This is a genomic window from Synechococcus sp. CCY9201 (assembly GCF_034931105.1).
GTDB lineage: Bacteria > Cyanobacteriota > Cyanobacteriia > PCC-6307 > Cyanobiaceae > CBW1002.
The window spans coordinates 1-19,749 of sequence record NZ_JAYGIC010000145.1; the positions used below are offsets into that span (position 1 = coordinate 1).

At 68.2% G+C, this 19,749-nt stretch carries 17 protein-coding genes; 10 read left to right on the forward strand and 7 right to left on the reverse strand.

Going from position 1 to position 19,749, the window contains the following annotated elements; translation table 11 throughout:
- Positions 1-672: homocysteine biosynthesis protein (locus VB716_RS13965; protein ID WP_323270784.1), on the reverse strand; the 672-nt coding region annotated here is incomplete at its 3' end.
- Between the two features lie 40 nt (positions 673-712).
- Here VB716_RS13965 and gyrA point away from each other — a divergent pair.
- Positions 713-3,325, forward strand: a complete 2,613-nt coding sequence (gene gyrA, locus VB716_RS13970) for a DNA gyrase subunit A (RefSeq protein ID WP_323270786.1) — start codon at positions 713-715, stop codon at positions 3,323-3,325.
- Between the two features lie 8 nt (positions 3,326-3,333).
- A complete protein-coding gene (gene crtL, locus VB716_RS13975; protein ID WP_323270787.1) occupies positions 3,334-4,563 on the forward strand; it encodes a lycopene beta cyclase in 1,230 nt (409 codons plus the stop codon).
- Positions 4,564-4,585: 22 nt separating this feature from the next.
- Here crtL and VB716_RS13980 read toward each other — a convergent pair whose 3' ends face one another.
- The gene (locus tag VB716_RS13980; protein ID WP_197153945.1) at positions 4,586-6,151 is read right to left on the reverse strand and encodes a glycoside hydrolase family 57 protein; all 1,566 of its coding nucleotides are present in this window, start codon (positions 6,149-6,151) and stop codon (positions 4,586-4,588) included.
- A gap of 65 nt (positions 6,152-6,216) precedes the next feature.
- Between VB716_RS13980 and VB716_RS13985 the strand changes: the two genes are divergently transcribed.
- From VB716_RS13985 to VB716_RS13995, 3 genes are all read left to right on the forward strand, one after another.
- A complete protein-coding gene (locus VB716_RS13985) occupies positions 6,217-6,771 on the forward strand; it encodes an NYN domain-containing protein (protein WP_197153946.1) in 555 nt (184 codons plus the stop codon).
- A 37-nt stretch (positions 6,772-6,808) separates the two neighbouring features.
- On the forward strand, positions 6,809-8,434 hold the full coding sequence (locus VB716_RS13990) for a 2-isopropylmalate synthase (RefSeq protein WP_323270788.1): 1,626 nt from the start codon (positions 6,809-6,811) through the stop codon (positions 8,432-8,434).
- Positions 8,435-8,619: 185 nt separating this feature from the next.
- Positions 8,620-9,468, forward strand: a complete 849-nt coding sequence (locus tag VB716_RS13995) for a carbohydrate ABC transporter permease (RefSeq protein ID WP_197153948.1) — start codon at positions 8,620-8,622, stop codon at positions 9,466-9,468.
- A 5-nt stretch (positions 9,469-9,473) separates the two neighbouring features.
- Here VB716_RS13995 and VB716_RS14000 read toward each other — a convergent pair whose 3' ends face one another.
- A complete protein-coding gene (locus VB716_RS14000) occupies positions 9,474-9,926 on the reverse strand; it encodes a hypothetical protein (RefSeq protein WP_197153949.1) in 453 nt (150 codons plus the stop codon).
- A gap of 95 nt (positions 9,927-10,021) precedes the next feature.
- Positions 10,022-11,527 (reverse strand): peptide ligase PGM1-related protein, encoded by a 1,506-nt coding sequence (locus tag VB716_RS14005; protein ID WP_197153950.1) that lies wholly within the window; start codon positions 11,525-11,527, stop codon positions 10,022-10,024.
- 105 nt (positions 11,528-11,632) lie between these two features.
- Between VB716_RS14005 and VB716_RS14010 the strand changes: the two genes are divergently transcribed.
- A complete protein-coding gene (locus VB716_RS14010; protein WP_323247211.1) occupies positions 11,633-12,199 on the forward strand; it encodes a hypothetical protein in 567 nt (188 codons plus the stop codon).
- 17 nt (positions 12,200-12,216) lie between these two features.
- Here VB716_RS14010 and VB716_RS14015 read toward each other — a convergent pair whose 3' ends face one another.
- A complete protein-coding gene (locus VB716_RS14015) occupies positions 12,217-14,304 on the reverse strand; it encodes an HDIG domain-containing metalloprotein (RefSeq protein WP_197169703.1) in 2,088 nt (695 codons plus the stop codon).
- A 76-nt stretch (positions 14,305-14,380) separates the two neighbouring features.
- Between VB716_RS14015 and folD the strand changes: the two genes are divergently transcribed.
- From folD to VB716_RS14035, 4 genes are all read left to right on the forward strand, one after another.
- Positions 14,381-15,289, forward strand: a complete 909-nt coding sequence (folD, locus tag VB716_RS14020) for a bifunctional methylenetetrahydrofolate dehydrogenase/methenyltetrahydrofolate cyclohydrolase FolD (RefSeq protein ID WP_197153953.1) — start codon at positions 14,381-14,383, stop codon at positions 15,287-15,289.
- A gap of 100 nt (positions 15,290-15,389) precedes the next feature.
- Positions 15,390-16,292, forward strand: coding sequence for a geranylgeranyl diphosphate synthase CrtE (gene crtE / locus VB716_RS14025; RefSeq protein ID WP_197159146.1), 903 nt, complete (start codon positions 15,390-15,392; stop codon positions 16,290-16,292).
- Positions 16,289-16,843: a divergent PAP2 family protein gene (locus VB716_RS14030; protein WP_197153954.1), complete on the forward strand. Its 555-nt coding sequence runs from the start codon at positions 16,289-16,291 to the stop codon at positions 16,841-16,843. The genes crtE and VB716_RS14030 overlap by 4 nt, the downstream gene beginning before the upstream one ends.
- On the forward strand, positions 16,840-18,309 hold the full coding sequence (locus VB716_RS14035; RefSeq protein WP_322757449.1) for an ATP-dependent helicase: 1,470 nt from the start codon (positions 16,840-16,842) through the stop codon (positions 18,307-18,309). Before VB716_RS14030 ends, VB716_RS14035 begins: the two co-directional genes overlap by 4 nt.
- 51 nt (positions 18,310-18,360) lie before the next feature.
- Here VB716_RS14035 and VB716_RS14040 read toward each other — a convergent pair whose 3' ends face one another.
- Positions 18,361-19,089: a GAP family protein gene (locus VB716_RS14040; protein ID WP_197153956.1), complete on the reverse strand. Its 729-nt coding sequence runs from the start codon at positions 19,087-19,089 to the stop codon at positions 18,361-18,363.
- A gap of 16 nt (positions 19,090-19,105) precedes the next feature.
- Complete coding sequence (locus VB716_RS14045) at positions 19,106-19,744, reverse strand: histidine phosphatase family protein (RefSeq protein ID WP_231597764.1); 639 nt, start codon at positions 19,742-19,744, stop codon at positions 19,106-19,108.
- Between the last annotated feature and the right edge of the window lie 5 nt (positions 19,745-19,749).

The window sequence follows — 19,749 nt, forward strand, 5'->3', positions numbered from 1 at the left end:
CCGGGGCTGATGGCCGCTGCCCGCCCCCACCACCACGCCCAACCCACCAGCCACCAGCACCGGTGACCCCGGCCCCAACCCGGCCAGGCCCGGCATCGTCAGGCCGATGCTGCCGGCACCGCCGCAGCTGAACAACGCGTTGCCGAAGGGACCCAGCAGGGGGCCGTAGGGGGAGCGGATCAGCCCTTCGGCGCTGCTCACGGCCACCACGCCGTTCTCGCTGATGGCGCGATGCAGGCTGAGGCGGGCCACGCCGATGCGATCAAGGTCAAGGCTGGTATGCAGTTCCGGACGGGGCTGCAGAGGCGTGGCCTCGCCGGTGGCCGCCAGACTCACCCGCTGACCGGCCAGCAGGTTCGCCAGCACCTGGGCGCCCCCAGCGGCGATCGGCAGCAGCAGCTCGCCCGGCCCGGCTCCGGCCAGGGCCGCCACCCCATCCACCTGCGCCTCCCGGATCCGGATCGGGGGATCGGTGGGGCCCAGGCCGAGCAACAGGCACCCCTGATCGATGAAGCTGGCGTCGGCGGCCACCACCACATCGGTTGCGGCGTAGGCCTGCTCCAGCCCCAGCTCCGCCACCCGCTGCCGGAAAACGGCGGCCGTGCAGACCCGCAACGTGCCCTGCCGCTGCCGCCGCTGCAGATCGACCTCAGTGCGAACCGCTCGGCTCATGGGGCTTCGATAAACTGCCGTCTTCTAGAGACGGTCGTGCATGGCGGATCCAAGCGGGCCCGGACCCACAGGCCCCGGGGAATCCGACGGGCGGATCATCCAGGCCGACCTTCGCAACGAGATGTCGCGCTCCTATCTGGAGTATGCGATGAGCGTGATCGTGGGCCGGGCCCTGCCCGATGCCCGCGATGGCCTGAAGCCGGTGCATCGCCGCATCCTCTACGCGATGTACGAGCTGGGTCTCACCAGCGACCGGCCCTACCGCAAATGCGCCCGGGTGGTGGGCGAGGTGCTGGGTAAGTACCACCCCCACGGCGACACAGCGGTCTACGACGCCCTGGTGCGGATGGCCCAGGACTTCTCGATGCGCATGCCCCTGATCGATGGGCATGGCAACTTCGGGTCGGTGGACAACGATCCGCCGGCGGCGATGCGCTACACCGAATCGCGCCTCCAGGCCCTCACCACCGACAGCCTGCTCGAAGACATCGAGAGCGAAACGGTCGATTTCGTCGACAACTTCGACGGCAGTCAGCAGGAACCGACGGTGATGCCGGCGCGCATCCCCCAGCTGCTGCTGAATGGCTCCACCGGCATCGCCGTGGGGATGGCCACCAACATCCCGCCCCACAACCTCACCGAACTGATTGATGGCCTGCTGGCCCTGATCGCCGATCCCGAGCTCGACGATCGTCAGCTGCTGGCCCTGGTTCCCGGGCCGGACTTCCCCACCGGCGGCCAGATCCTCGGCCGCCGGGGCATCCGCGAGATGTACACCACCGGCCGCGGCTCGGTGACGATGCGCGGTGTGGCGATGATCGAGACCGTGGAGGCCAAGGGCCGTCCGGACCGCGATGCGGTGATCATCACCGAGCTTCCGTATCAGACCAACAAGGCGGCGCTGATCGAGCGGATCGCCGAAATGGTGAACGACAAGAAGCTGGAGGGCATCGCCGACATCCGCGACGAATCGGATCGCGATGGTATGCGGATCGTGATTGAACTGCGGCGTGATGCTTATCCTCAGGTGGTGCTGAATAATCTGTTCAAGCTCACACCGCTCCAGAATAATTTCAGCGCCTATATGCTGGCGCTGGTCAAGGGCGAACCGGTGCTGCTCACCCTGCGCAAGATGCTGCAGGTGTTCCTTGAGTTCCGCATCGAGACGATCGAGCGACGCACGCGCTACCTGCTGCGCAAGGCCGAGGAGCGCGATCACATCCTGCTCGGCCTGCTGATCGCGCTTGACAATCTCGACGCGATCATCGCCCTGATCCGCAGCGCGGCCGACACCGCCACCGCCCGCATCGCGCTGACCGAGCAGTTCGGCCTGACCGAGATCCAGGCCGACGCGATCCTGCAGATGCAGCTGCGGCGCCTCACCGCCCTGGAGGCCGACAAGATCAGGCTGGAGCACGAGGATCTGCTCGCCAAGATCACCGACTACAAGGACATCCTGGCCAGGCGGGAGCGGGTCCTGGGCCTGATCGAGGAGGAACTGCAGGCGATCCGCACCCGTTACGGCTCGCCCCGCCGCACCGAGATCCTCGATCTCGAAGGCGGCCTCGAAGACATCGACCTGATCGCCAACGAGCGCTCCGTGGTGTTGCTCACCGAGAACGGCTACCTCAAGCGGATGCCGGTGAGTGAGTTCGAGGCCACCAGCCGCGGCACCCGCGGCAAGGCGGGCACCAAGAGCCAGGGCGAAGAGGCGGTGAAGCTGTTCATCAGCTGCAACGATCACGATGCCTTGCTGCTGTTCAGCGATCGCGGTGTGGTGTATTCCATCCCCGCCTACCGCGTGCCGCTCTGCAGCCGTGCCGCCAAGGGAACACCGGTGGTGCAGTTGCTGCCGATTCCGCGTGAGGAGGCCCTCACCTCCCTGCTGGCCGTGAGCGACTTCGACGACAGCATGCAGCTGCTGATGTTGACCAGCGGCGGCTACATCAAGCGCACCAATCTGTCGGCCTTCGCCAATATCCGCTCCAATGGTCTGATCGCCATCTCCCTGGAAGATGGCGATGCCCTCACCTGGGTGCGGCTCGCCCTGCCCGGCGACAGTGTGCTGATCGGCTCACGCCAGGGCATGACCATCCACTTCCGTCTCCTCGATGAGGAACTGCGGCCGCTGGGACGCACGGCCAGGGGTGTGCGGGCCATGAATCTGCGCGCCGGTGATCTGTTGGTGAGCATGGATGTGCTGCCCGTGGAGCTGGCCGATCGGGTCGCCCGCAGTGCCATCAGCGAGGACGATGGTGATAGCGAAGCCGATGGCCAAGAACTCGCCCCGTCCGAAGGGCCCTGGGTGCTGGTTGCGTCAGCCAGTGGGCTGGGCAAGCGGGTGCCGGTCGATCAGTTCCGGCTCCAGAAACGGGCCGGCATGGGCCTGCGCACCATGAAGTTCCGCCGCGATGGCGACGTGCTGGTGGGCCTCAAGGTCGTGGGCAGCGGCGAGGAATTGCTGCTGGTGAGCGAGCGCGGCGTGATCGTGCGGATGCAGGCCGATGCGGTGCCGCAGCAATCGCGCGCCGCCACAGGGGTGCGACTTCAGAAGCTGGATTCCGGCGACCGCCTCAGCGAGGTGGTGCTGGTACCGCCGGCGCCTGAGGAGGAGGAGGAGGAACTCCCGCCCGTTCCCGATCCCGAGGTCTGAGGTCCGTCATGGTCGATGTCCTGGTGATCGGCAGCGGACCGGCGGCGCTGGCGATCACGGCCGCCCTCGGCAGGTGCGGCGTCAACGTGATCGCCCTGGCGCCTCAGCCCCCTGAGACCCCCTGGGAGAACACCTACGGGGTCTGGGGCGAGGAGGTGGACAGCCTGGGGCTGAGCCATCTGCTGGCCCACCGCTGGAGCAACACGGTGAGCTGGTTCGGGCCCGAACCCCTCAGCCACGAGCGGGACTATGGCCTGTTCGATCGCCACAGGCTGCAGCAGCACTGGCTGGAGCAGGGTCGCGCCACCGGCGTGCTGTGGCAGTGCGGCCAGGCGACCCGGATCGAGCACGGCTCCCACCAATCCACGGTGAGCCTGGCCGATGGCAGCCAGCTGCGGGCTCGACTGGTGGTGGATGCCAGCGGCCATCAGCCGGTGTTCGTCCGGCGGCCCGATCGGGGGCCCGTGGCCGGCCAGGCCGCCTACGGAATCGTGGGGAGGTTTTCGGCGCCACCGGTGGATCCGAGCCAGTTCGTGCTGATGGATTTCCGCGCCGACCACCTCGCGCCGGAGGAGCGGCAGCAACCGCCCACCTTTCTCTACGCGATGGATCTGGGCGATGGCGTGTTCTTCGTGGAGGAGACCTCCCTCGCGCTGGCTCCGGCCGTTCCCTTTGCCGTGCTGAAACAGCGCCTGCAACGCCGCCTCAGCCATCGCGGCGTGGCGGTGCAGGAGATCCATCACGAGGAGTTCTGCCTGTTCCCGATGAATCTGCCGCTGCCTGACCTGGATCAACCCGTGGTGGGCTTTGGCGGGGCCGCCAGCATGGTCCATCCCGCCTCGGGCTACATGGTGGGCGCGCTGTTGCGCCGGGCGCCGGTGCTGGCCGAGGCGATGGCCGAAGCTCTGGCGGATGCGCAGTGCCCCACGGCGGAGCTGGCCCGGCGCTCCTGGCGAGCCCTCTGGCCGCAGGAGCTGCGCCGCAAGCATGCCCTGTATCAGTTCGGCCTCGAGAAGCTGATGCGGTTTCCCGAGGAGCAGATCTGCCACTTCTTCGAGACCTTCTTCCACCTGCCGAATCGGCAGTGGTATGGCTTCCTCACCAACACCCTGCCGCTGCCGGAGCTGGTGGGGGCCATGCTGAAGCTGTACGGATCTGCCCCCTGGGACGTGCGCTGGGGCCTGATGGAGCCCCGCGGACGCGAGGCGGATCTGCTCACCCGGGTGCTTACGCTCTGAGCCTCACGGTTCCTGCAATAGATCAGGGGATGCTGGACCAGTCGGCGGCATTGAGCAGAGGGAAAAGGCCATCTTCCCGTTCCACCGCCGCCAGCCAGCTGCCACTCAGCTCGTTGCCCTGATCGATCGCCTCCATCAACCGCCAGAAGCGATCGAGGTGGCGGTGGATGCGCTCACGGGCCAGATCGGTGGTGGTGCCGGCCCGCAGGATGAAGCTCCAGTCGGAGCTCTGGGCCAGCAGCAGCTCCCGGCCGGCCTGGGTGAGCAGATCGCGCTGATGTTCGCTGCCCACGCCGCGGTTCACCCGCCGCACCATCGCCTGGGAGGCGCGATGCCACTGGGGAACCACCCAGGCGTTGGTGTCGTTCAGCCAGTAGTCGTGATACCCCCCCTGGCCCCAGCTGGAGGGAGAGGGGCGGCAGACCTGCAGTTGATCCCCACCGGTCAGCACCTCGCGCAGGTGGCAGAAGCGCACACCGCTGCCAGGCGCCTGCCGGAACAGCTCCGCCAGGAACCCCGGCCCCTCGAACCACCAGTGGCCGAACAGTTCCGCGTCAAACGGTGCCACCAGCAATGGCGGCCGGTCCATGGCCGAGCCCAGGGCCTGCAGCTGATCCGTGCGGCCGGCCAGATAGGCGGCGGCATGCTCCGCCAGGCGAGTCTGGGCCGCGGCGGGGTCATAGGGACGCTTGCGATCGAGAGGACAGTCGCGGCCACTCACACAGTGCAGCTTCAGACCGAGCGGCCGGCGACTGGTGATGCCGGCCTCGTCCAGCACCTCATCGCTCAGATCCCAGCCGAGATCGCGGTGGAATTCGCGGTACACCGGATCACCGGGATACCCCTCGCTCGCACTCCAGACCGGCAGGGTGGAGGCACTGTCGCGTGCGAAGAAAGCCACACCCGCCGGCGAGCAGATCGGCGCATAGACGCCGTACCGGGGTCTGGGCAGCGCATGCAGCAGACCGTGGCCGTCGAGCAGGGAGTAGCGCAGGCCGGCGCTGACCATCACCTGATCGAGACCTTCGTAGTAGGCGCATTCCGGCAGCCAGATGCCGAGGGGACGCTCCCCCAGCAGGCGCTGGTGCTCGCGGATGGCGGTGAGCAGCTGGGCCCGGACCGCCTCAGGGGTGTGGCGCAGCAGCGGCAGATAGCCGTGGGTGGCGGCGCAGGTGATCAGATCCAGCACCCCCCGTTGCTGCAGGGCCCGAAATCGGGGCAACAGGGTGCCGCCGCTGGCCCGGAACTGGTCTGCTGCGGCCTGGAGGCGCATGTCCAGATCCAGAACCGCGTCCCGGTGCGTGGATGGCGCCAGAGCCAGGAGCTGCTGACGTTGCTCCAGCCAGGCCGGGAAGCGGGCGTTCAGATCGGCGTCGCAGAGCAGCGACAGCAGGGTGGGGGAGAGCCCCAGGGTGAGGCGCGGCTGCTGCTGCGGGTCAGCCGCGGCCGCCTCCAGCATGGCCAGCAGCGGCAGGTAACACTCCTGCAGCGCCTGAAAGTACCAGTCTTCCTCCAGGGATCCCGGATCCCCCGAGCGCACGTAGGGGAGATGGGCGTGGAGCACCAGGGCCAGATTCCCTGCGGCCATGGGCTTGCGGCGATGCGGGCAGTGTAGGCCTCGCCCCTAGGCTGAACGTTGTCGCCCTCCACCCCATGCAGCTGGTCCTGGCGGTTGACGGTCACGGCATGTTTTATGCCCAGCAGAAGCTGGGTTGGTTCTTCGATCCCCGCCGCCTGCTGGAGCTGGCCCGCGAGCAGGCGGGTGGGGAACCAGCCAGCGCCTTCTGGTACGCGGGTCTCAAGGATCACACCGATCAGCGCCCCTTCCGGGACGCCCTCACCAGCCTGGGATTCACCGTGCGCACCAGGCCCCTGCGGGAGTTCGGCGGAGGCGACGCCGAGACCCGTCACTACGGACGGGCCAATCTCGAGGTGGAGATCGCCATCGATCTGATGGCGGTGGCCGGCCGCACCGACGAGGTCTGGCTGCTGAGCGGCAGTCGTGACCTGGAGCGGCTGGTGGAGGTGCTGCGGGCCCGGGGCCTGCGCATCGTGGTGATGAGCACCGAGGGGATGGTGGCCCGGGAACTGCGCAACGCCGCCGATCGCTTCGTGGACCTGGCCAGCCTGCGGGAGCGCCTCGAAAAGGCTGAGGCCCTGCAGGCGCCCGTGTTCCAGCGCCAGGGAGCGGCCCAGGCGACCCCCTAGACTCCACTCAACTCATACTCATTCCGACTTAACTGCCATGGCCCGCGATCCCGGCCGGGTGCTGATCTTCGACACCACCCTGCGCGACGGCGAGCAGTCGCCCGGTGCCAGCCTCAACCTCGAGGAGAAGCTGGCCATCGCCCAGCAGCTGGCCCGGCTCGGTGTGGACATCATTGAGGCCGGCTTTCCCTTCGCCAGCAGCGGCGACTTCAACGCCGTGCAGCGCATCGCCGCCAGCGTCGGCACCCCCGAGGGACCCGTGATCTGCGGCCTTGCCCGCGCGGCCCAGGGCGACATCAAGGCCTGTGCCGACGCCGTGGCCCCGGCGGCCCGCCGCCGCATCCACACCTTCATCGCCACCAGCGACATCCACCTGGAGCACAAGCTGCGCAAATCCCGCACCGAGGTGCTGGCGATCACCGCTGAGATGGTTGCTTACGCCCGCTCGCTGGTCGACGACGTCGAGTTCTCCTGCGAGGACGCCGGCCGCTCCGATCCGGACTTCATGTACCAGGTGATCGAGGTGGCGATCCGGGCCGGGGCCACCACGATCAACATCCCCGACACGGTGGGTTATGCCACGCCGTCGGAATTCGGTCAGCTGATCGCGGGCATCAATGCCCACGTGCCCAACATCGACCAGGCCGTGATCTCGGTGCACGGCCACAACGACCTCGGCCTGGCCGTGGCCAACTTCCTCGAGGCCGTCAAGCACGGCGCCCGCCAGCTGGAATGCACGATCAATGGCATCGGCGAGCGGGCCGGCAATGCCTCCCTTGAGGAGCTGGTGATGGCCCTGCACGTGCGGCGCAGCTACTTCAACCCCTTCCTGGGCCGTCCGGCAGACAGCACTGAACCGCTCACGGGCGTCCGCACGGAGGAGATCACCAAGACCTCGCGCTTGGTGAGCAATCTCACCGGTATGGCGGTACAACCCAACAAGGCGATTGTGGGGGCCAATGCCTTCGCCCACGAATCGGGCATCCATCAGGACGGTGTGCTCAAAAATCGCCTCACCTACGAGATCATCGACGCCCGCACCGTGGGGCTCAGCGACAACCGCATCTCGCTGGGCAAGCTCTCCGGCCGCAGTGCTTTTCGCGCGAGACTGGAGGAACTCGGCTACACCCTTGAGCGCGAGGATCTCGACGACGCCTTCGCCCGCTTCAAGGAGCTGGCCGACCGCAAGCGCGAGATCAGCGACCGCGACCTTGAGGCGATCGTCAGCGAGCAGGTGCAGCTGCAGGATGAGGCGCGTTTCACCCTCAAGCGGGTCCAGGTGAGTTGCGGCACGGGGCTGCAGCCCACGGCCACCGTCACCCTGCAGACGGCCGATGGCGCCGAATGCACCGAGGCGACCATCGGCACCGGTCCTGTGGATGCGGTCTGTCAGGCCCTGAACCGGCTGGCCGGGGTGCCCAATGAGCTGGTGGAATTCAGCGTCAAATCGGTCACCGAGGGCATCGATGCCATGGGCGAGGTGACGATTCGCCTGCGGGCCGCCGGGGTGCTCTACTCCGGCCATTCCGCCGACACCGACATCGTGGTGGCAGCGGCCCAGGCCTTCGTGAACGCGCTCAACCGCCTCGTGGCAGGAGCCCAGCGAGCCCCTCTGCATCCCCAGAAAGCGCCCCTGCCGGTGGCCGAGATTCCGAGGCTCTAGATCGATGGGCCGCTCCCTGCCGCTGCTGCAACGCTGGAGCTAATGCAGGCTGCGCCTGCTGCTCTGAGCTGTGGCGCTGGGCGACCTGCTGCTTGAGGCCAGGGAGGTGGCAGGCAGCGCAGCGTTGAGGCGGTGTGGACCCAGCTAGCCTTCAGCCGCTTCAGGGACCCCCGAACCGCCGCGCCATGTCCCGTTCCGCCAGCGGTCGGTCCCGTCCCTCCCTCACCCATGGCGTGCAGCTGGCGGTGCTGTTGCTGGTGGCCCTGTTGATGCTGCTGCCCCTGCTGTGGCTGGTGAGCACGTCGCTCAAGGGACCCGCCGAGGACATCTTCACCAGCCCTCCGGCCCTGCTGCCGGCCCAGCCGAGCCTGCAGGCCTATGGGCGGCTGTTCACCGAGAATCCGCTCGGTCTCTACCTGCGCAACAGCGCCATCGTCAGTGCCCTGGCGGTGCTGGCCAATCTGCTGTTCTGCTCCCTGGCGGCCTATCCCCTGGCCCGGCTGCGTTTCGCCGGTCGCGGCCTCGTGCTGGCCCTGGTGGTGGCCACGATCCTGATTCCCTTCCAGGTGGTGATGATTCCGCTGTATCTGCTGATGGTGCAGATCGGCCTGCGCAACACCCTCTGGGCCCTGATCCTGCCGCAGGCGGCCACCGCCTTCGGCATCTTCCTGTTGCGTCAGAGTTTCCTGGGGGTGCCCGTGGAGCTTGAAGAGGCAGCCCGGATCGACGGCTGCACCCCCCTGGGCGAATGGTGGAACGTGATGATCCCGGCGGCCCGCGCCGATCTGATCACCCTGGCGATGTTCGTGTTCATCGGCACCTGGAGCGATTTTCTCTGGCCCCTGGTGATTCTCGACGACCCTCAGCTCTACACCTTGCCGCTGGGGCTGCAACAACTGGCCAGCAGCTTCTCCCTCGACTGGCGCCTGGTGGCTGCAGGCTCGGTGGTGTCGATTCTGCCGGTCCTGGTGCTGTTCATCGGCCTGCAGCGCTACATCCTTCCCAACGCCAGCGGCGACGCTGTCAAGGGCTGACCCCTTCAGGGATTGGCACCCGGATTGGCTGGCCGGCTCGTCGATGAGGCCGACGGAGCTGGGGCTGGGCTCGATGGGGCCGGTGCCTCCACAGCCGGAGGGATCTCCAGTTCGGGAGCCACCTGGCGCCGGCTGATCTGGCGGACTTCGACGCGCAGGCGATCCTGTTGTCCCTGCAGATTGGCGATCGAACCCTCCAGGGACTCGAGCTTGCGCAGCCGCTCGGAGGTGCTGCGCAGCTGCTGTTCCAGAATCGTGGTGCGCTCCAGGGCACGGGAGTGCTCCAGCCCTTCGACCCGATCGCGCAGCTGGCGCAGGCTGCGGCTCTGCTCGCGGTACTTGCCGAGGATCACCACGAACAGCACCACGAGCATCGTGGAGATGCCCACCAGAAGCCAGGGAACCCACAGGGGTGCCTCGGGCAGGGAGGGGCTTCGACTGCTGGAGGCGGGTGCCATCGCGGCGAAACGGCGTGTCTGGTTCGATCCTGGCCGGTCGCCTCTCCCCTGGCCACCCATGGCTGAGCTCTGCAATGGCTCGGCCCAGCCCAGACTCAGCCCTGCAATCGCCCCGCCCCCCGCAGCAGGGCCTCCTGGGTGCCCTGATACACCGCAGCGGCTTCCTCGGGGCTACGGCCGATGCAGGTCATGCCGAGCTTGCCGTATTGCGACAGGCAACCGAGCAGATGGAAGAGGCTGCCGCGCAGATGGGCTGGATCGAAATGCAGCCCCGCCTCGGCCACCAGATCGATCAGATCCTCCGGCAGCAGCCCCCGCAGGCGGGGATCGCAGAGATTGTCGGTGGCTTCGTAGTAAAGGGCCTGGCCTGAGGGGGAGAGGAAGGCGCCAGTGGCGGGATCGAGCCGGCCGCTGGTGGTGTGGCGCAGGGCCATGAAGGGATGGGTGGTCCCCCCCTGGCGCAGATTCACCTCGATGGCCTGAAGATCCCAATGGCCTGAAAACCTCCGGGCCACCACGTCGACGGCGTAGCGCTCCAGCGCCCCTTCGGCGGCGAGGGCCTCCCCGACAAGCCGGCCCATCTCCATCAACGGCTGGCGGTAGGCGGCATGGGCAGGGAAGGAACAGCCTTCGAAGGTCTGGCCGGAGCTGCCGCCCAGCCGCTGCTCATGGGTGGAGAGCACCTCCACGAAGCCATCGGGATGGATCATGCCCTGCACGCTGGGGGAGCTCTGCTGCTCGCCTCCCTCCAGCCAGGCCTCCACCAGGGCCCCCTGCCGGGCCAGCAGCTCCTGCCAGTGCTGGCTCGGCATCGGCAATCGCTCCAGGGCCTGCCGCATCACGGCCAGACGCTGGCCGGCGCTGTGGCCGGGCAGATCGAGAGGCTTGAGATCGAGCCTGGCATTGCCCTCGCCGCTGAAGCCCTCGTTGAGCTTCACCACCAGCCGCCGCAGCCCAGGGTTGTGATCCCAGAGATCCACGGCCGCTGCCGCCAGATCCTCCAGGGTGAACACCACGCCACTGCCCGGAGGATGGGGCACACCACAGCGGGCAAACAACTCACGGCTGCCGGCCTTGGTGCCCCAGTGGGCCAGGGCGGGATCGCAACCCAGCAGCGGAACCTGCAGGCGCTCGGAGAGGCTCCGCTCCAGATCGGTCACCGTGTAGCAGCTCAGAAAGCTGCGCCCTGGCCGCAGCTGCTCGCGGATGCGGGCCAACAGGGCCGGCCGCTCCAGAAGCTTGGCGGTGAGAGGCCGCGGCGAAGCGTCGTTGGTGTCGAACAGGTGCAACCGGCGGCGGGCATGGGAGGCCGGCATGCCGGGCAACAGCTCCAGCACCGCATCCACCACCAGCTCCGGCAGCAGCGTGCTGGTTACATACACCACCCGCACGCCTGGATGGCGCAGCCGGATCAGATTGAAGAGCTGGCGTTCTTCGTAGTGGTGGACGCCGGTCACCAGCTGGATCTGGTGCTCCTCCATGGTGAGCGACGGCACCACCAATTGATCGAACCGGGCGTCGGCCCGATCGCCGTGATCGCCCCAGTGCCCACCCCAGCCCTGCCGCAACTGGGCCTGGAGCTCCGCGAAGCTGAGCGCCATGGCTGGCCGCCGGACTGTCCCCATGCTGCTGAGCCGAGGCCGCGGCGCCAACCCTCCGAATCGTCATGGGTAGCCTGCGGGGATCGAGCCGGATGGGATGGCCGCTTGAGCAGAGCCCACCATCGCCCGCCGCCCCGCTGGTGGGACTCCCTCTTGATCGGGCTCACCAGCATGGTGATCGGGACTGTCCTGGCGCGATTCATCCTGGCGATGGCTGAGCAGGCTCGCCAAAGCGGCAATCTCGAGCAGGCCTTCGACAGCACTGTGATGCTGTTCTCCCCGGCCATCTTCCTGCTGGCCGGCGCGGGGCTGATCAGCCGCGGCCTGCTGGGTCTCTCGAGTGCGCTGTTGCAACGTCGGCCGCGCCATCGGTCCCAGTCCGAGCCCCCGCCTTCCTCCGGCCCTCCGACATCCTCCCTCCATGCTGAAGCCGATCCCCAGCGCGCCCAGCCGGGCCATGATCGTTACCGACGAGCCTGCGCCGAACTTGGTGTCCTTCCAGGCAGCTCCTGGCCCGTGATCCGGGCCACCTGGCGCCGCAAGCTGCAGGAGTGGCACCCTGACCAGGGAGGTGATCCTGAGCTCTGGTATCGGCGGCTGGCGGCCTACACGCTGCTGGAGGCCTGGGAACGATTCGAGGAAGACAGCCCAGACCAGATTCCGAAAGTGTGACCGTCGGCGTTTGCTGATCAGGCGCTGTACGCCTTGCGGGCGGGGATCGGGTAGGGGATGCGACGGTGCCGCATCCGTTTCCAGACCCGTACAAAGGCGCGCACCAGCAGCTCCAGATCGGCCTGTCCCAGTCCGCTGCGGGCCAGCTGCCCGTCGTGGCGGCGCGCTTCGATGATCCGCCTCACCATTGCGCCCGCCTCCTGCTCCGAGGTGCCCGGGGGAAGAGATCGCAACGCCGCCTCGCATCCATCAGCGAGCATGAGAATGGCGGTTTCAGGGCTGCGCGGAGCCGGCCCTCGGTAGCGGAAGGCGGATTCCGGAACAGATGGATCCCGCTCTCGCGCCTGGTAGAAAAAATATCCCATCTTTAAGGTGCCCTGGTGCTCGGGAATGAAGTCCGCCAGGGGGCTGGGCAGGCGATAGCGGCGGGCAAGCTTCAGACCTTCATCCACATGGGCCTGAAGGATCTCAGCACTGCGGAAGGGGTCATTGAGGCCGTCGTGGGGATTCTCCCCGTCTCCCTGATTCTCGATGAACCACTGCGGAGCATGCAGTTTGCCCACATCGTGATACAGAGCACCTGTGCGGATCAGGTCCACATCCGCCCGGATGGCCCGAGCACCCTCCTCTGCCAGGCCGGCAATCATCAGGGTGTGTTCGAAGGTGCCGGGTGCCTCACAGGAGAGACGACGCAGCAGGGGCCGCTCCAGATCGGCCAGTTCCAGCAGTCGCGCCCGAGTCAGCAACCCGAAGGAGCTCTCCACCAGCGGAGCCAGGAGCACGCCAGCCATCACCAGGCCACCCATCAGCAATGCTTCACTCAGCAGCTGGGCGGCGTCTGGCAACCGGCCATCCGTGACTCCCGTCAGCCCGGCCAGCTGCACCAGCAGCCATTGCAGCACCAGGGCGGCGGTGGGAAGCAACACCGCCAGCTGCAGCAGCTGCGCACGGTTGCGCTGGCGGCTGGCCACGATCGCCGCCGCCGCCGCGATCGCCGCCGCCAGCAAGACCCGCACGTTCAACAACGCATCAAGTGGAAGCGGCCAGAGCAGGGAGGCCCCCGCAAGCCATGCCAGCCCCGCCACAGTGCCTAAGCCCTCGGCCAGCAGCAGGGTGGGCGGCACCAGCAGGGCCATCGGGCTGGCGGCCGGACCCAGCCAGAGCTTGAAGGCCTGAACCCCCAGCAGCATCCCCAGCACCAGCAGCGCATGACGCGGTTCGGCCCGGGCCCGCCATCGGCGCAGAACAAGGAGGATGACCCCACAGGTGGCCATGGCCTCGGTCACGTGCTGCAACCAGGCCAACGGCCTCGGTTGGCGGCTCACCAACCCGAAGTAATCGAGCACGTCGTAAGCCTGCGAGCTGATCGCCTCTCCCTGACGGATGATCAGATCACCACGCTTCACGGCGATCGTGGGAACACCTTGCTGGGTCACCAGATCTTCAATGCGGCGCTGGGTGAGAGCCGCATCGGTGCGAAGATTGCTGTAACCAGCCACAGATTCCGAGACCAGCCGCGCAGCCAGCCGGCGGCCCGTACTCGGCAAACCCTCGAAGTGAAGGCCAGCAGCACTGGCGAGCTGGCTATCGGCCACGCTCGCAACCAGGCCCTGGCTCAGCATGCGGGCCTGCACCTGGCGCACCTGCTTGATCCAGTCAGTCCATTGGGTCGGGGTGAGCGATTCGAGCCACGCCTGCTCGTCTGGACTGAGGGTCTGGGCTCCAAGGCGCTGTTGCGGAGAGGTGATCGAGATCTGAAGGCGACGCAGCTCCTGCTCCAGGCGGTCTTTCAGTTCACGAGTCGCCCGATCATCCACCACCTGCACATGGCTGCGGGGCACCAGCTGACTGCGGCGCAGCTCCAGCTCCTCGCTGTCGACCACGGTGGCATCTCGGGGAGCCTGGGCCGTGAACGGGGCCGGAAATCCAGGCTGAAGACTGGGTTGGGTGAGCCAGGGCCAGCTGGTGATCAGCGCCACCAGAACGCACATCAGCAGGACACCTGCTGTGGCCTGCAGGCTCCAGGTGGCCAGCGGCTGTCGAGGGCATTCCAGGCGCACGAATCGTCGCCACAGAGTCCTGGCACGACGCTGTCGAATCCCCATGGACAACACGCTAGCGAGGGCACTGCTGAGGCGGAACAACCCAGGCAAGCTGGATGGCGAGATGCCTCGGATGTGCATGGCCACCCGTCTGGACGGACGCCTTCTGGCCCAGGAGATCGAGCAGCGCCTGGCCGACGTGATCGCCGAGCGGCTGGAGCGGGCCGGCAGGCCGCCGGGGCTGGCGGTGTTGCGGGTGGGCGACGATCCCGCCAGCGGCGTCTATGTGGCAAACAAGGAGAAGGCCTGCGGCCGTGTGGGCATCCGCAGCTTCCTGACCCACCTGGCGGCCGGCACCCCCGCTGCGGAAGTGCTGGCCGCGATTCGGCAGCTCAACGCCGATTCCTGCGTGGACGGGATCCTGCTGCAGTTGCCCCTGCCGGCCGACATGAGCGAGGGGCCCCTTCTGGCAGCGATCGATCCCGAGAAGGACGCCGACGGCCTGCACACGCTCAATCTCGGCCGGCTTCTCAAGGGCGAGCCTGGTCCGCGCAGCTGCACCCCCGCCGGCGTGATGGCCCTGCTGGCTCGGTCTCAGGTGGAGCTGCGCGGCAAGCGGGCGGTGGTGGTGGGCCGCAGCATCCTGGTGGGTCAACCGATGGCGCTGATGCTCCAGGCGGCAGATGCCACCGTGAGCGTGGCCCACTCCCGCACCAGCGACCTGGCGGCCCTGACCCGCCAGGCGGATGTGCTGGTGGTGGCGGCAGGCCGGCCGCGGATGATCGGGGCGGAGCACGTCAAGCCCGGGGCGGTGGTGGTGGATGTCGGTATCCATCGCCTTGATCCCGATCCGTCGGCTGGTCCTCAGGCCCGTTCCAAGCTCTGCGGAGACGTGCGCTTCGAAGAGGTGGAGCCGATCGCCAGCGCGATCACGCCGGTACCCGGCGGTGTGGGCCCGATGACCGTGACCCTGTTGCTGGTCAACACCGTGACCAGCTGGTGCCAGCGCTGCGGCCTCGATCAGCCCCTGGCCGACCTGCTGCCCTGAGGCGAGGACTGCGCACTGTTGCGATCACACGCGCTGCAGGAGCCCAGACGTGGCGACAGGGCTGTGGCCTGAGAGAATCGCCGCCAGTGCGCAGCAACCCATGGCCGTGGCGGTGAGCACGGAGTTTGATTTCGCCGCCTACCTGGAGGCAGCTCGCCACAGGGTCGAGGCGGCCCTGGATGGGTCGCTGGGGCCGGAGCATCCAGAGAGCCTGCGGGATGCGATGCGGTATTCGCTGCTGGCCGGTGGCAAACGGCTCCGGCCGATCCTCTGCCTGGCGGCCTGCGATCTGGCCGGCGGTACGAGTGATCTGGCCCTGCCCACGGCGGTGGCGCTGGAGATGATCCACACCATGTCGCTGATCCATGACGATCTCCCCGCCATGGACAACGACGACCTGCGGCGGGGCCGCCCCACCAATCACAAGGTCTATGGCGAGGCCAATGCCATCCTCGCCGGTGATGCCCTGCTCACCCGGGCCTTCGAGATGGTGGCCCTGCGCAGCCCCGGTGTTCCTGCCGCCCAGTTGCTGGCGGTGGTGGGCGAGCTGAGCCTGGCGGCCGGGGCCCCGGGCCTGGTGGGCGGCCAGGTGGTGGACCTGGAATGCGAAGGCAAGCAGGTGGATCTCGACACGCTCGAGTACATCCATCTCCACAAGACCGGGGCCCTGCTGCGTGCCTGCGTCCTGACCGGCGCCCTGATCGCTGGCGCTCCGGAACCGTTGCTGGAGGCCCTGCGCACCTACGCCCGCGGCATCGGACTGGCCTTCCAGATCATCGACGACATCCTGGATGTGACGGCCAGCAGCGAGGTGCTCGGCAAGACCGCCGGCAAGGATCTCACCGCCGACAAGACCACCTACCCCAAGCTGCTGGGGCTGGAGGAATCCCGCAAGCGGGCCGATGCCCTGGTCAGCGAGGCCAAGGCCGCCCTCGAGCCCTGGCGTGACAAGGCGGCGCCACTGCTGGCCCTGGCCGACTACATCACCAGTCGCGATCGATGAGTGCAGCCCACGATCCGAACGTGGCGACGGCCTTCTTCTCCAACGGTGTGCTGGCCTGGGGACTGGCTGCCTGCGGCACCGCCCAGCTCTCGAAGCTGGTGATCGAACTGGTGGTCCACCGCCGCTGGCGGCCCGCCGTGCTGGTCGAGACCGGTGGCATGCCCTCCAGTCATTCGGCGCTGATGACCGGCACCACCGCCGCCATCGGTTGGCAGCTCGGCTTTGCCGATCCCCTCTTTGCCCTGGCGTCTGCCCTCTGCTTCGTGGTGCTCTACGACGCCAGCGGCGTGCGCCGCGCCGCCGGGCAGATCGCCAGCCGGGTCAATGGGCTGCCCGATCACCTCTGGCTGGAGCGGGATGGGGGGGGCGTTGATGTCAATGTTGCCATCAAGCCGCTCAAGGAAAACCTCGGCCATACCCGACTCGAGGTGCTGGCCGGCAGCGTCATGGGTCCGGCCGTGGCCCTGCCCGGCCTCAGCCTGGTGGGCTCTCCGCTCGATCTTGCGGCGTGGATCGCTGATGCCCTGAGCGGCGCCGCCAGCCTGGGTTGAGCAGAGCCTCCCGCAGCTCGGCCGCAGCAGCACCCGCAGACAACGGCGAGGGGCTCACCGCCGATCAGCACCAGGCCCTGACCGCCTTCGCCACCTGGCTGGAGGCCCCCGCCGACGGCACCCCCTTCGTGCTGCAGGGCTTCGCCGGTACCGGCAAGACCTTCCTGTCGATGCGGTTTCTGGCGCTGGCGGAGGCCGCCTGCCTCTGCTGGACCGTGGTGGCGCCGACCCACAAGGCCGTGGGGGTGCTGCGTCACCATCTGCAGCGGCAGGGCCTGCAGCCCACCTGGTATCCCTCCACGATCCACCGGTTGCTGCGCCTGAAACTGCGGCGGGAGCGGGATCTGGAACGCTGCGAGGAAACGGAGCAGACCGCCGCCGCCCTTGAATCGCTGGGGCTGGTGCTGGTCGACGAGGCCTCGATGGTGGATGGCACCTTGCTGGAGATCACCCTGCGCTGTGCCCATCCGTTCCGCACCCGGTTGGTGTTCGTGGGCGATCCGGCCCAGCTGCCGCCGGTGGGGGAGCCGAGCAGTCCGGTGTTCGCGATCGGGCGGGCCCAGGGAGCGGCCCTGCAGCAGGTGGTGCGCCATCAGGGACCGGTGCTGCGCCTGGCCGAGGGGGTGCGGCTCGGAGCCCTGCCCTGTCGCCAGCCGCCACCCCTGCGGCCCCTGTGCAGCCCCCAGGGACAGGTGGCGTTGCTGGACCGGCGCGCCTGGCTCACGGCCGCCCAGGCGGCGCTGCAAGGCTCCGCCGCAACGGCCGACCCCGATCAGGTCCGGATCCTCTGCTACACCAACCGGCGGCTGGAGCAACTGGTGCCGATCGCCCGCCGAGCCCTGCACGGAAGCATGGCCGATCAGCTGCCGGTGCTCCCCGGTGAGGTGCTGATCAGTCGCACCGCCGTGATGGCACCGGCCTGCCGCGAGGGGGCGGAGGCGGCAGAGGAGCCCGACATGGTGCTGGGCTCCAACCGCGAGCTGGTGGTGCAGGACGTGCAGCCCGAGCGCTGCGATCTGCGCGACTTCGGCGTCGAGGAGGCACCCTTGATCGACACCCTGACGGCTGCGGTGGAAGCGGGTGAAACCCAGCTGCAGCTGCGCCTGCTGCCGCCGATCGGCTCCTCCGGCCGTGGGGCCCTCGAGGCGGTGCTGACCAAGCTGCGCCAGGAGGCGCGCGAGGCCGGCCGCAAGGGCGGCAAGGCGCTCTGGCGGCGGTTCTTTCTGGTGCGCGATGCCTTTGCCTCCCTGGGGCCGGCGGCCGTGCTCACGGTCCATCGCAGCCAGGGCAGCACCTTCGGCGAGGTGTTCGTCGATGGGGATGTCTTCTGGCCCCAGGATGAACGGCTGCGGCGTCAGCTCGTTTATGTCGCGGTGAGTCGGGCCGCTGAGTCGGTCTCCCTGGCTGCGGGTCCAGGCAACCCCGCCGAGCAGGAGCAGTGGCGACGCTGGCTCGAGGGGGGATGACGTCTCCTGCAGACGTCGCAACCCGGAGGGGTTGCAACCTGCAGATATTGCTCAGCTCATCGGCAGCAGCAGGCCGTCAATGCCCTGCCAACCGAGATAGCCAGCCAATAGAAGGCTGACCCCCGCCACGATCAGTTCGCCCCGTTCAAACAGCCAGGTCTTGGCCCGCTTCAGCAGCGGCAGCACACGATCACTGCCCAGCAGCAGCACGGCGGCAAAGGGCACCAGCAGCAGCACGGTGCTGGCAAGGCTGAACAGCACGGTGATCAGCGCTTCCTGGCCCCGGCCCAGGCCAGAAGCCAGCAGGCTGCCGGCCGTCTTGGCATAGAGGAACAGGTCTTCGGGGCTGATCACCTGCAGCACGCCACTCAGTCCCAGCAACAGCGGCAGAGGCATGGCGCAGAAACGGTCCAGCTGGCTGGTCCAGCTGGGGGGCTGATCACCGGCGGCGCTGCGGCCCAGCAGTTCGCGCAGGCCCAGGGCCAGCAGGGCTCCGGCTCCGAGCAGATCGAGGCCGGTTCGATGGACCGAGCCCTTCTCCATGCCCAGCAGCAGGCCGTGCCCGATGGTCACCAGCAGAGTCACGGTGAGCACGGAGGTGAACAGCCAGCCCGCCACGAACCAGCCGCCCCGCCGCAGGGGGTGTGGACCGAGCAGCAGCAGGAACAGCAGCCCGAGATGGACCGGCGAGAACCCCACCGCCAGTGCGAAGGCGCCGAGCTCGCCCAGCAGGGCGGCGGGCAACGAAACGGACGATGCGGCGTTAGCAAGGATGGACATGGGTCGGTCGCTGCCTTCAGGGCCACTGCACCGGGGCATTCCAGCGCAGGATCACCCGTTGCTCCCGTTCCTGACCGAGCACACCGATACAGGCCGTGTCCAGCGCCAGCAGGGAACCGCCGGCCGCGCCCAGCCCCAGCCAGGTGCCGGCAAGGCTGCGCAGGAGATGGCCGTGGGCGAAGAGGGCCACCCGCGTGGGGGCAGCGGCAGGCCCGGGGTTCGCTCCAGCGGAGATCGGCGCTGCCGCCAGAGCAACGGCCTGGGCGATCACCCGCCGGCAACGCTGCTCCACGGCCTCCAGGGTTTCCCCCTCAGGGCAGGGATGGCTCCAGACCGTCCAGCCCGGAACGGAACGGCGGATCTCGGCGGTGGTGATCCCCTCATAGGCGCCGTAATCCCACTCCTGAAGGTCGTCGCAGGGGCTGGCCTGTCCGGCCAGACCGGCCAGCTCGCAGGTGCGCAAGGCCCGCTGCAAGGGGCTCACCAGCACCGCCGTGAAGCGATAGCGAGCCAGAAGCGGTTCCAGGGCACGGGCTTCCTCCTCCCCTTCCGGCAGCAGGGGCAGATCGGTTCGGCCGGTGTGGCGGCCGCTGCGAGCCCAGGCGGTGGCGCCATGACGCAGCAACCACAGTTCCAGAGGCGCAGCAGCGGGCAAGGAGG

Coding starts and splice junctions, on each gene's coding strand:
- folD (WP_197153953.1), top strand. CDS start 14,381: ATGGCCACCCGTCTGGACGGACGCCTTCTGGCCCAGGAGATCGAGCAG.
- VB716_RS14040 (WP_197153956.1), bottom strand. CDS start 19,089: ATGTCCATCCTTGCTAACGCCGCATCGTCCGTTTCGTTGCCCGCCGCC.
- VB716_RS14015 (WP_197169703.1), bottom strand. CDS start 14,304: ATGGGGATTCGACAGCGTCGTGCCAGGACTCTGTGGCGACGATTCGTG.
- VB716_RS13990 (WP_323270788.1), top strand. CDS start 6,809: ATGGCCCGCGATCCCGGCCGGGTGCTGATCTTCGACACCACCCTGCGC.
- VB716_RS14000 (WP_197153949.1), bottom strand. CDS start 9,926: ATGGCACCCGCCTCCAGCAGTCGAAGCCCCTCCCTGCCCGAGGCACCC.
- VB716_RS14030 (WP_197153954.1), top strand. CDS start 16,289: ATGAGTGCAGCCCACGATCCGAACGTGGCGACGGCCTTCTTCTCCAAC.
- VB716_RS13985 (WP_197153946.1), top strand. CDS start 6,217: ATGCAGCTGGTCCTGGCGGTTGACGGTCACGGCATGTTTTATGCCCAG.
- crtL (WP_323270787.1), top strand. CDS start 3,334: ATGGTCGATGTCCTGGTGATCGGCAGCGGACCGGCGGCGCTGGCGATC.
- VB716_RS13980 (WP_197153945.1), bottom strand. CDS start 6,151: ATGGCCGCAGGGAATCTGGCCCTGGTGCTCCACGCCCATCTCCCCTAC.
- gyrA (WP_323270786.1), top strand. CDS start 713: ATGGCGGATCCAAGCGGGCCCGGACCCACAGGCCCCGGGGAATCCGAC.
- VB716_RS13995 (WP_197153948.1), top strand. CDS start 8,620: ATGTCCCGTTCCGCCAGCGGTCGGTCCCGTCCCTCCCTCACCCATGGC.
- VB716_RS14005 (WP_197153950.1), bottom strand. CDS start 11,527: ATGGCGCTCAGCTTCGCGGAGCTCCAGGCCCAGTTGCGGCAGGGCTGG.
- crtE (WP_197159146.1), top strand. CDS start 15,390: ATGGCCGTGGCGGTGAGCACGGAGTTTGATTTCGCCGCCTACCTGGAG.